12 protein-coding genes are annotated in these 12,082 nt (G+C 67.5%); 11 read left to right on the top strand and 1 reads right to left on the bottom strand.

Annotated elements, in window-relative coordinates; translation table 11 throughout:
* Window positions 1–321 precede the first annotated feature (321 nt).
* From G6N25_RS13775 to G6N25_RS13760, 4 genes are read left to right on the top strand one after another with little or no spacing between them, the layout of a single operon-like run.
* Window positions 322–1,413 carry an amidohydrolase family protein gene (locus tag G6N25_RS13775; RefSeq protein ID WP_083072369.1) on the top strand — a complete coding sequence of 364 codons (1,092 nt, stop codon included), beginning with the start codon at window positions 322–324 and terminating at the stop codon, window positions 1,411–1,413.
* Window positions 1,414–1,446: 33 nt separating this feature from the next.
* Entirely contained in the window at window positions 1,447–2,592 is a 1,146-nt protein-coding gene (locus tag G6N25_RS13770) for an amidohydrolase family protein (RefSeq protein WP_083072142.1), read from the top strand.
* A gap of 1 nt (window position 2,593) precedes the next feature.
* Window positions 2,594–2,995, top strand: coding sequence for a Rieske (2Fe-2S) protein (locus G6N25_RS13765; RefSeq protein WP_083072143.1), 402 nt, complete (start codon window positions 2,594–2,596; stop codon window positions 2,993–2,995).
* 16 nt (window positions 2,996–3,011) lie between these two features.
* Window positions 3,012–3,878 carry an alpha/beta fold hydrolase gene (locus tag G6N25_RS13760; protein ID WP_083072144.1) on the top strand — a complete coding sequence of 289 codons (867 nt, stop codon included), beginning with the start codon at window positions 3,012–3,014 and terminating at the stop codon, window positions 3,876–3,878.
* Between the two features lie 5 nt (window positions 3,879–3,883).
* Here the strand turns inward: G6N25_RS13760 and G6N25_RS13755 are convergent, their stop codons facing one another.
* Entirely contained in the window at window positions 3,884–4,357 is a 474-nt protein-coding gene (locus tag G6N25_RS13755; protein ID WP_083072145.1) for a hypothetical protein, read from the bottom strand.
* Window positions 4,358–4,393: 36 nt separating this feature from the next.
* Between G6N25_RS13755 and G6N25_RS13750 the strand changes: the two genes are divergently transcribed.
* The 7 genes from G6N25_RS13750 (at window position 4,394) to G6N25_RS13720 (ending at window position 12,073) form a co-directional block, all read left to right on the top strand.
* Window positions 4,394–5,701 carry an NADH-ubiquinone oxidoreductase-F iron-sulfur binding region domain-containing protein gene (locus G6N25_RS13750; RefSeq protein ID WP_083072146.1) on the top strand — a complete coding sequence of 436 codons (1,308 nt, stop codon included), beginning with the start codon at window positions 4,394–4,396 and terminating at the stop codon, window positions 5,699–5,701.
* Between the two features lie 8 nt (window positions 5,702–5,709).
* Complete coding sequence (locus G6N25_RS13745) at window positions 5,710–6,006, top strand: ferredoxin (protein ID WP_083072147.1); 297 nt, start codon at window positions 5,710–5,712, stop codon at window positions 6,004–6,006.
* Window positions 6,007–6,578: 572 nt separating this feature from the next.
* Window positions 6,579–8,234 (top strand): thiolase C-terminal domain-containing protein, encoded by a 1,656-nt coding sequence (locus G6N25_RS13740; RefSeq protein ID WP_083072149.1) that lies wholly within the window; start codon window positions 6,579–6,581, stop codon window positions 8,232–8,234.
* A gap of 47 nt (window positions 8,235–8,281) precedes the next feature.
* On the top strand, window positions 8,282–9,130 hold the full coding sequence (locus G6N25_RS13735) for an alpha/beta hydrolase (protein ID WP_083072370.1): 849 nt from the start codon (window positions 8,282–8,284) through the stop codon (window positions 9,128–9,130).
* Window positions 9,127–9,942 (top strand): NAD(P)-dependent oxidoreductase, encoded by an 816-nt coding sequence (locus tag G6N25_RS13730; protein ID WP_083072150.1) that lies wholly within the window; start codon window positions 9,127–9,129, stop codon window positions 9,940–9,942. The genes G6N25_RS13735 and G6N25_RS13730 overlap by 4 nt, the downstream gene beginning before the upstream one ends.
* Before the next feature lie 7 nt (window positions 9,943–9,949).
* Window positions 9,950–10,762 carry an NAD(P)-dependent oxidoreductase gene (locus tag G6N25_RS13725; RefSeq protein WP_083072151.1) on the top strand — a complete coding sequence of 271 codons (813 nt, stop codon included), beginning with the start codon at window positions 9,950–9,952 and terminating at the stop codon, window positions 10,760–10,762.
* Window positions 10,763–10,867: 105 nt separating this feature from the next.
* Window positions 10,868–12,073, top strand: a complete 1,206-nt coding sequence (locus G6N25_RS13720) for a cytochrome P450 (protein ID WP_083072152.1) — start codon at window positions 10,868–10,870, stop codon at window positions 12,071–12,073.
* Window positions 12,074–12,082: the final 9 nt, after the last annotated feature.

Genomic DNA, 12,082 nt, shown 5'->3' with positions numbered 1-12,082 from the left:
TCTGTTTCGGAATGAATGATCTCGAAATCTGTGCATGGCGTATCGGCGCGCGTTAGGGCGCCGATACCGCGACCACGCCCGACGTTGTGCACTGATAATGGTCGCCAGCACTGGCACCGGCAGCAGCGGCGGAGAATGATATTATCTTCTTGGAAGAACGGCACTTGCCCTCGCGGTCCTAATATCAGCGACTACCAGGGCCGACGACTAACCGAAGCGCTTACGGGAAACCCATTGAGGACTGTCGATGAGAATGTTAGGTTTTCTATCGTATGACGGGGTCCGAGTCGCTTTGGCTGCGCGAGCCGAAGGATGGCTTTCGTGATCGAACATGCTGACGGAGCCCGCACACCGGTGATCGACGCCAGCGTGCACATCTTCTTTCCGTCCAACAAGGACTTGCGTTCCTTTTTGCGCGAGCCGTTCAAGAGCCGCGGTTTCCCCGACTACGAGATGGACTGGTACGGCGCGCCGGGCAGCGAGTACGCGCCGAACACCGAGGGACCCGACCGCCAGTATCCGGGCTCGGATCCAGAATTCGTTGCCGACGAACTATTTTCGAACCGCGGCGTCGATGTGGCGATCCTGCATCCGATGGGCCGCGGCATCATGCCCGACCGGCACCTGGGCACCGCGCTGCACGCCGCCCACAACGAGATGATGGTGTCGCGCTGGCTCGAGCACGACGAGTTCGGCGACCGGTTCCGCGGCACGATCCGGGTCAACCCCGACGACATCGCCGGCGCCGTGCGCGAAATCGACAAATGGCGCGCACACCCGCGCGTGGTCCAGGTCGGCGTTCCGCTGCAATCCCGCGAGCTCTACGGCAAGCCGCAGTTCTGGCCGCTGTGGGAGGCCGCCGCCGACGCGAACCTTCCGGTCGCGGTGCACATCGAGACGGGCGAGGGCATCGGGTTTCCCCCGACGCCATCCGGGCACACCCTGACCTACGAGCAATACGTCAGCTTCATGGCGCTGAACTACCTCTATCACCTGATGAACATGATCGCCGAGGGCGTGTTCGAGCGCTTTTCGACGCTGAAGTTCGTCTGGGCCGACGGTGCCGCGGACTTTCTGACGCCGTTCATCTGGCGGATGGACACGTTCGGACGGCCGCACCTTGAACAGACGCCGTGGGCGCCGCGGATCCCGAGCGACTACCTCCCCGGGCACGTGTACTTCGTGCAGGGCAGCCTCGACGGTCCCCCCGACACCGAATTCGCCGGCGAGTGGTTCGGCTTCACCGGCAAGGACGACATGGTGATGTTCGGCTCCAGCTATCCGCACTGGCAAAGCAACGACATCCGCCGGCTGCCGAGATCGCTGGCGGCCGAACAGCGGGACAAGCTGTGCTGGCGCAACGCGGCCGACCTGTACGGGATCGACGTTTCGGTCGACCTCGCGGCGGGCTAGTCGCAGAATATGAAGTGAACGAGGGAGATCACGATGACGCTGACCCATATGCAGGAACGCGTTCCCGCCGCCGAGCGCATCGCCGTCCGGTGCGTCGACTCGGACGTCCACCCGGTGCCCAAACGCGGCGAGCTGACGCAGTACATCCCGGAACCGTGGCGCAGCAAGTTCTTCCTGGACCACAAGGTGGGCGAGCTGATCTACTACGACGCTCCCGACTACGCCCACAGCTTCGCGATGCGCACCGACACCTTCCCGCCCGACGGCGAGTTCCCGGGCAGCGACCCGGACATGGCGTTTCGCCAGCTGATCATGGAGGCGGGATCCGACATCGCGATCCTGGAGCCCGGCGGGCGCACGCCGCGCCTGGCGGAGGCGCACCAGGCGTTCTCGAGCGCCTTGAACGACTGGCAGGCCAACCACTGGCTCGACAGCCACAACAACTGGCACGAGCGCTGGCGGGGTTCGATCTGCGGCGCGGTCGAGGATCCGGAGGGTGCGGCGCGCGAGATCGAAAAGTGGGCCGGGCACCCGTATATGGCGCAGATCCTGATCAAGGCCGAGCCGCGGCCGTCATGGGGCCACCCGAAATACAACCCGATCTGGGCGGCCGCCACCAAGCACGACATCACGGTCAGTTGTCACCTGTCGCGCAGCAACTACGAGATGCTGCCGACGCCGCCGGTCGGGTTCCCCAGCTACAACCACGACTTCATGGTCACGTACTCGCTGCTGGCCGCCAACCAGGTGATGAGCCTGATCTTCGACGGCGTCTTCGACCGGTTCCCGACGCTGCGGATCGTGTTCGTCGAGCACGCCTTCACCTGGATCCTGCCGCTGATGTGGCGCATGGACGCGATCTACGAGGCACGCAAGCAGCGCGTCGACATCAAGCGCAAGCCGTCGGAATACGTCAAGGAGCACATCAAGTTCACCACCCAGCCGCTGGACTACCCGGAAGACAAGACCGAGTTGACCCGCGCGCTGGAGTGGATGGAGTGCGACAAGATCCTGCTGTACTCCTCGGACTACCCGCACTGGACGTTCGACGACCCACGCTGGCTGGTGAAGCACCTTCCCAAGGCGGCCCGGGACGCGGTGATGTACGAGAACGGGATCGCGACCTACCACCTCCCCGAGACCGTGCCGGTCCTCGAGGGTCAGGTCCGGGTGCTCTGAGTTGACGCAAGGAACCCCCCAGCGGCCCCAGCCCCGCCTCGCCCAGGGCCGCGAGCACGTCGTCGCGACGGTGGACGAAATCCCGCCGGGCAGCCACAAGCTGGTGCCCATCGGCCGGCACGGCGTCGGCGTCTACAACGTCAACGGCACCTTCTACGCCATCGCGAATTACTGTCCGCACCAGGGCGGTCCGCTGTGCTCGGGACGCCCCCGGGGACGGACCGTCGTCGACGAGACCGCCGCCGGTGACGCGGTCATGGTGCGCGATATGGAGTACATCTACTGCCCCTGGCATCAATGGGGTTTCGAGCTGGCGACCGGCACCACCGCGGTCAAGCCGGAGTGGAGCATCCGTACCTACCCGGTGCGGGTCGTCGACAATGACGTTCTGGTGATGGCGTGACGCTACGGGAGAATCTGTGTCTTCTATCGAGGTGAACGGTGGGAACGTTGTCTACGAGATCCTCGGAGACGCAGGCGAACTCATCGCCCTGACGCCGGGCGGCCGGTTCAGCAAGGAGGTCCCGGGGCTGCGTCCGCTGGCCGAGGCGCTGGTCGCCGGTGGCTATCGGGTGCTGCTGTGGGACCGGCCCAATTGCGGTGCGTCGGACGTGCAGTTCTACGGCCAAAGCGAGTCACACATGCGCGCGGAGACGCTGCACGGCCTGCTGGGCGCGCTCGGTGTCCAGCGATGCATCCTCGCCGGAGGCTCCGGTGGGGCAAGGGATTCCATGCTCACGACGATGCTCTACCCCGAACTCGTCGAGAAGCTGGTGGTGTGGAACATCGTCGGCGGCATTTACGGCACGTTCGTGCTGGGGTCCTATTACGTGGTCCCCAGCATTCTCGCGGCGCGTGGCACCGGAATGGAGGGAGTGCTGAAGGTACCCGAGTGGCGCGAGCGCATCGAGGAGAACCCCGACAACAAGCAACGGTTCCTCGACCTGGACCGCGACGAGTTCCTCAGGGTGATGCTGCGCTGGCTCAACGCGTTCGTCTCCAAGCCCGGACAGACCATTCCCGGCGTCGACGACGAAATGTTCGACCGCATCAAGGTTCCCACGCTCATCATCCGGGGCGGCGAAAACGACTGGGATCACCCCAAGCGGACGTCGCTGGAAGTCAGTTGCTTGATCAAGGGGTCGAAGCTGATCGACCCGCCGTGGCCGGAGGACGCCTGGGAGCGCGCGTCCGAAGACCGCGCGGCGGGCCGGGTGCAGCACTTCAACATGTTCGACACCTGGGTGCTCGCGGCGCCCCCGATCCTCGAATTCCTGGGCTCCTGATGCGTTTACACGATGCGGATGTGGACCTCACAATTGAGCGAGGCCTCGAGGGCCGTGTGGATCCGGCTTTCCGGGATCCGCTCCAGGTCCGCTTCGCGCAGCGTCACATGGACGACGTCGAAGCCGTCGTCGCCGGGCTCCCGGACGATCTCGCCGGCGAGCCCGAAGGCGGACAGCACACCGTGCGCGTCGTCGTCGGTTCCCCGGCTGATGAAGGTGATTACGCCCGCCACCGGTTGGGTACCAAAGGCTCTGGCGCACAGGTCAACTCCGGCGCTCTTGACGGACTCGGCGTCGTCACCGGCGATGAGCAGCTCCACCTCGCGGCGGCGGGCCGGCGTGGCCGCGAGATTGTTGTCGACCACGTCGGCGCCGATGTTGTGGACAAGCCCGAGGAGCGCCGCCATGCCCTGGCTTAACTCTGCGGCCGTGAGCAGACCGGACGGGTCGACGTTGACGCGCACCACGGCAGTTCGCATGTGCGCAAGCCTAATCGCGGCGTTGGGAGCCGGCTGATGGAAACCAGCGCCGCGCCGGCTATCACCGTCACCACCTGGCCCGGCTGTCCGTCGCGACTGCTGGGCGATCGCCCCGGCCGCCCGCGGGAGGACTACCCGGCTTACCGCGAACTCGGGGGCTACCGCCCCCTTGCGGTGCCCGGGGAACTGCTCGACGAGGTCGAACTCAGTGGGCTGCAGGGCCGCGGCGGTGCGGCCTTTCCGCTCGCGGTGAAGCTGCGCGCGGTGCGCGACAACGGGCGCCGGGCCGGTGGCGCGGTCGTCGTCGCGAACGGTGAGGAGGGCGAGCCGGCGTCGATCAAGGATCGCTGGTTGCTTCGGTACCGGCCGCACCTGGTTCTCGACGGTCTGCGGCTGGCCGCGGCGATGGTGGCGGCCGACCGCGCCTACGTGTACGTGTCCGACCCGGAATCGGCTCGCGGTGCGGAAGCCGCGTTGGCGGAACTGGAACCCGGCGCGCTCGGCGACATCGCGGTTGAGCTATTCATCGTCGATCCGGGATACATCGCCGGCGAGGAGACGGCGGTCACGCGCGCGATCAACGGCGGCCCGGTCAAGCCGACGGACAAGCCGCCGCGGCCGTTCCAGAAGGGCGTCGGCGGGCGGCCCACCCTGGTGAGCAATGTCGAGACGCTGGCCAACCTGCCCCACGTGCAGCGCCACGGCTCGGCGGCGTTCCGCTCGCTGGGCACATCGTCATCGCCCGGCACCTTCCTGGCGACCCTCACCGGCGCCGGCCGACCGCCGGGCCTCTACGAGGTCCCGCACGGCCTGCCATTCCGCGAACTGCTTGCCCTGCACGGGGTTTCGCCCGATCGGGTGCGGGGCGCGCTGCTGGGCGGGTATTTCGCCGGGTTGCTCAATCGGACGGTGCTGGATGCCACGTTGGACCACGAGACGCTGCGTGACCTCGGCGCCGGCCTGGGTTGTGGTGCGATCTCGGTGATCACCGACGACTGCCCGGTCGCGGTCGCCGCCTCCGTGCTGGCGTATTTCGACCGCGAGAACGCCGGGCAGTGCGGTTCGTGTTTCAACGGCACCGCGGCGATGGCCGCCGTCGCCGGCGCGCTGCGTGATGGAGCCGCCAGTTCCGAGGACCTCGACCGGCTGCGGCGCTGGTCGACGACGCTGCGTGGCCGCGGCGCCTGCGCCACCCTGGACGCCGCGACTAACGTCGCGGGGAGCCTGCTCAACCAGTTTCCGCAGGCGGTGGCGCGCCACCTCGACGGCGGCTGCGAACAGTGCCGCGCCAACGCGTTTCGCGCCGAACGGCCCTACGAGGTGGAGGCGGTGGTGTGCGCGTGACATCGGGCATGAGAATCCATCTCGACCGCACCCTCTGCGACGGCTTCGGCGTCTGCGCCAAGCACGCGCCCGGGTACTTCTCGCTCGACGACTGGGGATACGCGTCGCTGATCGGGGACGGCACCGTCGCCGAGGCCGACCGCGACGCGGTCATGCGCGCGCTGATGGATTGCCCGGTGCACGCCATCATGGAGATGGACGAACGCCGGCCGGATGACGTGTCGCCGCCGCCGAGCGGCGACGAAGATCCCGCCGCGCACCTCAAGACCGAGGAAAACGAAGCCGAATGGGGTTTCACGCGCTGACCTTTCCTTGGCCCACGCCGCGGGTCACGTCGCCCCGGGCCGGTGCGCGGTCGGCCGAAGTCGGGCGTTAATCCCATTTGTCACATCGGCAACTCGCTGGCCGGCATGGGCGATGCGTCCGCCTCGTGAGCGACAGCCCACCGCACTTGTCGCTGGTAGGTGGACAAAGAAGTATGTGCCTCCGAAACCGAGACGCGAGTGACACATGTGACCGCCACGACATCGCCCGCTGCGCCGGATCGGCCCGGCCCGGCGCAAGTAGATGGCTCGCGCAGGAATATGGTTGCACACCAGCGCATTTCGTCCCAACTCGGAGACGCCCAAGGCCGGCACTACCGACTGTTCTGCCGCTTGGACACCGAGGCGCAGAAGGTGCACCTGCCGATCCTGGCCGCGATTGCGGGCATGGGCAAGGCAGTCCGAACGATACTCAACGAGACCGACTACGCCCAAGTTCGCGAGTTGAGCGGTGAATATTGGCCTGGATCGTCCCCGCTCGGAACTGATAACGTAATTCTCCGATTCGTATAATGTGCCTACCGCGTTCGTTGGGCGGCCGTCCGGGAGGTGATGTGTCAGCAGCATCGGGACGCCCGCTACCCCTGGTCACCGACGAAAACGAGTTCTTCTGGACGTCGGGCGCCGACGGCGCGCTGCGGCTGCAGGAATGCCGGGCCTGCGAATCGCTGATCCACCCGCCGGCTCCGGTGTGCCGGTATTGCCGCTCCCGCGACATGGGTGTGCGGGCCGTCTCCGGCAAGGCCACGCTGGCCGGATTCACCGTGAACCACCGGTTCAGCCTGCCCGGGCTGCCGGCGCCGTACGTGGTCGCGCAGGTGGCGATCGCCGAAGACCCGCGGGTACGGCTGACCACCAACATCGTCGAGTGCGATTCCGATCGGCTCGAACTCGGCCAGCACGTGGAGGTCGTTTTCGAGCAAATCGAGGACGTGTGGCTGCCGCTGTTCCGGCCGATCGCCGAAGCGCAGCCCGCTCCCCTGCCGGTCGACGAGATCGCTCCGGAGCGCTTCGGCGAACACGTCCGGCCCATGCTGACGGCGGAGAAGTTCGAAGACAAGGTCGCGCTCACCGGGATCGGCATGTCGAAGATCGGCCGCCGGCTGATGGTGCCGCCGCTGTCGCTGACGGTGGACGCCTGCGAGGCCGCGATTGCCGATGCGGGGCTCACGTTCGCCGACATCGACGGCCTGTCCACCTATCCCGGCGGCGGCAACCTCGGCGGGTTCGGCGAGGGCGGGGTCACCGCGCTGGAGGCGGCGCTGGGCATCCGGCCGACGTGGCACAACGGCGGCATCGAAACGTTCGGCCCCGGTGGGTCGGTGATCGCCGCGATGCTCGCCGTCGCCGGCGGCCTGGCCCGTCATGTGCTGTGTTTCCGGACGCTGTGGGAAGCCACCTACAACGAACTGATGAAGCAGGGCAAGATCAGCTCACCCGTGGGCCGCATGGCCGGCTGGCAGTTCCCGTTCGGCGCGACGTCTGCCGCACACACCCTCGCGATGAACGCGCAGCGGCACTTCCACCGTTACGGCACAACGAAAGAGACGCTGGGCTGGATCGCGCTGAACCAGCGGGCCAACGCCGAACTCAACCCGACCGCGATCTATCGGACGCCGATGACGATGGACGACTACCTGAACGCGCGGCCCATCACCACGCCGTTCGGGCTCTACGACTGCGACGTGCCGTGCGACGGCGCGATAGCCGTCATCGTCTCCGCCGTCGACGCCGCCCGCGACCTGGCCAAGCCGCCCGTCCTCGTGGAGGCGGTGGGGACGCAGATCATCGAGCGAATCGATTGGGACCAAAGCACTTTGACTCACGAGCCGCAGGTTCTGGGCCAGGCAGCGCACGTGTGGACGCGCACGTCGCTGCGACCCGGCGACGTCGACGTCGCCGAGTTGTACGACGGGTTCACCATGAATTGCCTGTCCTGGATCGAGGCGCTGGGCTTCTGCGGGATCGGCGAGGCCAGAGAGTTTCTCGACGGCGGCAAGAACGTCGCGCGCGACGGTCAACTGCCGCTCAACACGCACGGCGGCCAGCTCTCGCACGGCCGCACCCACGGCATGGGCCTGCTGCACGAGGCGGTCAGCCAGCTGCGCGGCGAGGCGGGTGACCGCCAGGTCGCCGACGCGCGCGTCGGCGTGGTCAGCAGCGGCGGCCTCACCCCCAGTGGCGTCCTCCTGCTGCGGGTCGACGCGTGAGCCCGCCGGCTATCCGCCCCAGGGTGGTGATCGTGGACGGCGTGCCGATGTCGGCGCTGGTCGCCGAAGCGGAGCAGCCCACCGCGGTGATCGTGGCCATCCACGGCGGGGGCACCACCGCCGTCTATTTCGACTGCCCGGGCCACCCGTCCTTCTCCCTGCTACGGACCGGCGCGGCAGCCGGATTCACCGTGGTGGCGCTCGACCGGCCCGGCTACGGCAGCTCGGCTCCCTATCCGGAGGCGATGACCCGGCCCGAGCAGCGGGTCGATCTCGTGTACGGGGCGGTGGATCGCATCCTCGGACAGGGGCCGCGCGGCGCGGGATTGTTCGTGATGGGCCATTCCGGCGGGTGTGAACTGGCGATGCAGATGGCCGCCGACGAGCGCGGCGCCGATCTGCTGGGCATCGAACTGGCGGGTACCGGCCGGCACTATCACCCCGCGGCCCGCGAAATGCTCAAGACGGCAACCAGAGAACGCCGGCCGGCGGGCCTGCGCGAGCTGTTGTGGCACCCGGAGCGGCTGTATCCACCCGAGGTCCTCACCGGGATCACGGTTTCGCCGACGGCCCCCGCCTACGAGGACCAGATGGTGTCGGATTGGGCCCGACAAACCTTCCCGACGCTCGCCCCCGCCGTGCGCGTCCCGGTGCAGTTCAGCATCGCCGAGTACGAAAGGGTCTGGCAGACCGACGATTCCGCGTTGGCCGAGATCGCCGGCCTGTTCTCCGCCGCGCCGCGGTTCACCGTACACAGACAACCCGAGGCGGGGCACAACATCAGCCTCGGCCACACCGCCGCGGATTACCATTCGAAGGTCTTTGCGTTCGCGGGCGAATGCGTGGCCACCCGCGCGAAACCCGGTGACCCAGAAGCCGATTTGGAGGCCGGGTGAGAGTCGGATTCATCGGCCTGGGCAGCCAGGGCGCACCCATGGCGCGGCGGATCATCGAGGGCGGCCACGAGACGACACTCTGGGCCCGCCGGCCCGCGACGCTGGAGCCGTTCGCCGACACCCCGGCGAAGGTCGCCGAGTCACCCGCCGAACTCGCCGCGGCCAGCGATCTGGTGTGCCTGTGCGTCGTCGGCGACGCCGACATCGCGGAAGTCACCGGCGGGGAGGACGGCCTGTTGGCGGCGATGAAACCGGGCAGCGTCATCGCGGTGCACAGCACGGTGCACCCCAACACGTGCCAAGAGTTGGCCAAAGAGGCTGCTGCCATTGGTGTTTCGGTTATCGACGCACCGGTGAGCGGCGGTGGTCGGGCGGCGTCGGAAGGGCGCCTGCTGGTGATGGTCGGTGGCGACGCCGGCGTCGTCGAACGCTGCCGCCCCATCTTTGAAACCTACGCGGATCCCGTCGTTCATCTCGGCGAGCTGGGTTCCGGCCAAACCACCAAGCTGCTCAACAACTTACTGTTCACCGCCAACCTGGGCACGGCGGCCACCGCCCTCTCGCTGGCCGATGCCCTGGGCGTCTCCCCGGCTCGGCTGACCGAAGTCGTCTCCCGCAGCAGCGGGAACAGCTTCGCGCTCAACGCCCTTGGCGGAGTCGGCGGCCTGGAACGGCTGGCCGGCCTCGCGGGAACGCTGCTGCAGAAGGACGTCCGGTTGATCGTCGACCTCGCCGAGAAGGCCGGTGCCCGCGCCGGCGCCGTGCTCGACGCCGCCGACGCCGCGCTGGCCTTGATGGACCATCCCCGATGAAGGCCCCGTGAAGGTCGGGTTCATCGGCGCGGGCCGGATGGGACGCCCGATGGTGGCCCGCCTCGTCGGGGCCGGTCACGACGTCAGAGCCCTGGGCCGAACGGCCGAGCGGCGCCGCGAGCTCGAGCGGCTGGGTGCCTGCGCGGTGAACGAGGTGACCGAAGCCGGTGCGCGCGCTGACGTCGTGGTGCTCTGTGTGTTCACCGACGAACAGCTGCGGCAGGTCTGCTTGGAGAGCGCCCTGCTGCCCAGCATGCCGTCGGGCTCCGCGCTGGTGGTGCACACCACCGCGAGTCCGGAAACGATCGAGGCCATCGCCGACCGCGCCGACCATGTCGGGGTGGTCGACGCACCCGTCAGCGGCGGCCCCCACGACATCGCGTCCGGCACGCTGACGTTGTTCGTGGGCGGCGCCGACGACGCCGTCGCGCGAGCGCGACCGGTGCTCGGCTGCTATGGCGATCCGGTGCTGCACGTCGGGCCGAGCGGCACCGGCCAAAAGGTGAAGCTGGTCAACAACGCGCTGTTCGCCGGTCACATCGGGCTGGTGGCCGAGTCCATCCGGTTGGGCGAGCGGCTCGGCGTCCCGGAGTCGACTTTGCTGGCCGCCCTGGCCCAGGGCAGCGCGGCCAGCCGGGTGCTGGGCATCGTCGCGGCACGGGGCTCGGTCGCGTCGTTCATCGAGGTAGCCGGCGAATTCGTCGGCAAAGACGTGGCCGTCGTCCGCGGCATCGCCGAGGACCTCGGGACCGACCTGGGCGCGCTGGACAACGTCATCAAGGTCGTCGACCACGTCATGGATGACGCCGGGAAGGTTTGAGATGACAGCGTTTTGGTCTTTTCGGGCCGTCCCGAAACCGCTACCGTTAGCGTTACAGTCAAGCAGTCTAGTGCAACGGTTCAGCCCGCCGCTGAGGAGGATGCAGTGACTAAAACGAAGGTCGTCTTCGATCCGTTCTCCGAGGACTTCTTCAACAGTCCCTATGAGACGTATCGCCGGATGCGCGAGGAAGCCCCCGTCTACTACGACGAGAAATACGACTTCTACGCGCTCACCCGGCACGAGGACGTGGCCGCCGCGTTCAAGGACTACGAAGCGTATTCGTCGGCGCGCGGGGTCGACCTGGCGATGGTGCGGTCGGGTGTAACGCCCGACCCGAAGTCGATCATCTTCATGGATCCGCCCGAACATCGCAACATGCGCAGCCTGCTCAACAAGGTGTTCACGCCGCGCGCGATCCAGTCCCAGAGGGAGATGGTCACCGAGACCATCGAGCGGTTCCTCAGCACCGCCAACCCCGATCGGTTCGACGTCGTGCAGGATTTCTCGGCGCCGTTCCCCGTCGAGGTGATCACCACCATGTTGGGGGTGGCCCCGGAGCATCGCCAGCGGATCCGGATATGGATCGACGAGACCCTCACCCGTGAGCCCGGCCAGGTCGAGGTGAGCGAGGCCGGCCTGCAGGCGAGCATCGAGACCGGGATGTTCTATTACAACCTGATCCAGCAGCGCCGCGCCGAGCTGGGCGATGACCTGTTCAGCAAGCTGCTCACCGCCGAGATCGAGCGGGAGAACGGCGGCAGAACCCAGCTCGATGACGTCGAGATCGCCGGTTTCGCGACCCTTTTGGGCGGTGCCGGCGCGGAGACAGTCACCAAGCTGGTCGGCAACGCCGCGGTGGTGTTCGGCCGCAACCCCGACCAGTGGCAGAAGCTGCTCAAGGATCGCAGCAAGATCCCGGCCGCGGTCGAAGAGTTGTTGCGCTACGAGGCGCCGTCCCAGTACAACGTGCGCTGCTCACTCAAAGAGGTTCACCTGCACGGCGTTACGATTCCGGCGGGCAAGCCGGTGTTCCTGATCGGCGGTTCGGCCAACCGCGATCCCGAGGCGTGGACCGACCCGGATGCGTTCGACATCGACCGCGACCCGCACGAAGCCATCAACGTCGGCTTCGGCTACGGGATCCACAGCTGCCTCGGCGCGGCGCTGGCCCGGATGGAAAGCGCGATCGCGCTGGAAAAGCTCCTCGACTTCATGCCACGCTACGAGGTGGACTGGCCGGCATGCAGACGAGTCAACATGCAAAACGTCGCGGGCTGGAAGAACGTGCCTGTGCGCGTGCTGCGGTGAGGAGGCCGC

It is taken from the genome of Mycobacterium heidelbergense (genome assembly GCF_010730745.1).
In the GTDB taxonomy this organism is placed as follows: domain Bacteria; phylum Actinomycetota; class Actinomycetes; order Mycobacteriales; family Mycobacteriaceae; genus Mycobacterium; species Mycobacterium heidelbergense.
This window is presented reverse-complemented; position numbering and strand designations above follow the sequence as displayed.

Excerpts from the sequence above, each read along its gene's own strand:
- G6N25_RS13770 (WP_083072142.1), top strand. The coding sequence starts at position 1,447 with ATGACGCTGACCCATATGCAGGAACGCGTTCCCGCCGCCGAGCGCATC.
- G6N25_RS13755 (WP_083072145.1), bottom strand. The coding sequence starts at position 4,357 with ATGCGAACTGCCGTGGTGCGCGTCAACGTCGACCCGTCCGGTCTGCTC.
- G6N25_RS13750 (WP_083072146.1), top strand. The coding sequence starts at position 4,394 with ATGGAAACCAGCGCCGCGCCGGCTATCACCGTCACCACCTGGCCCGGC.
- G6N25_RS13745 (WP_083072147.1), top strand. The coding sequence starts at position 5,710 with ATGAGAATCCATCTCGACCGCACCCTCTGCGACGGCTTCGGCGTCTGC.
- G6N25_RS13735 (WP_083072370.1), top strand. The coding sequence starts at position 8,282 with ATGTCGGCGCTGGTCGCCGAAGCGGAGCAGCCCACCGCGGTGATCGTG.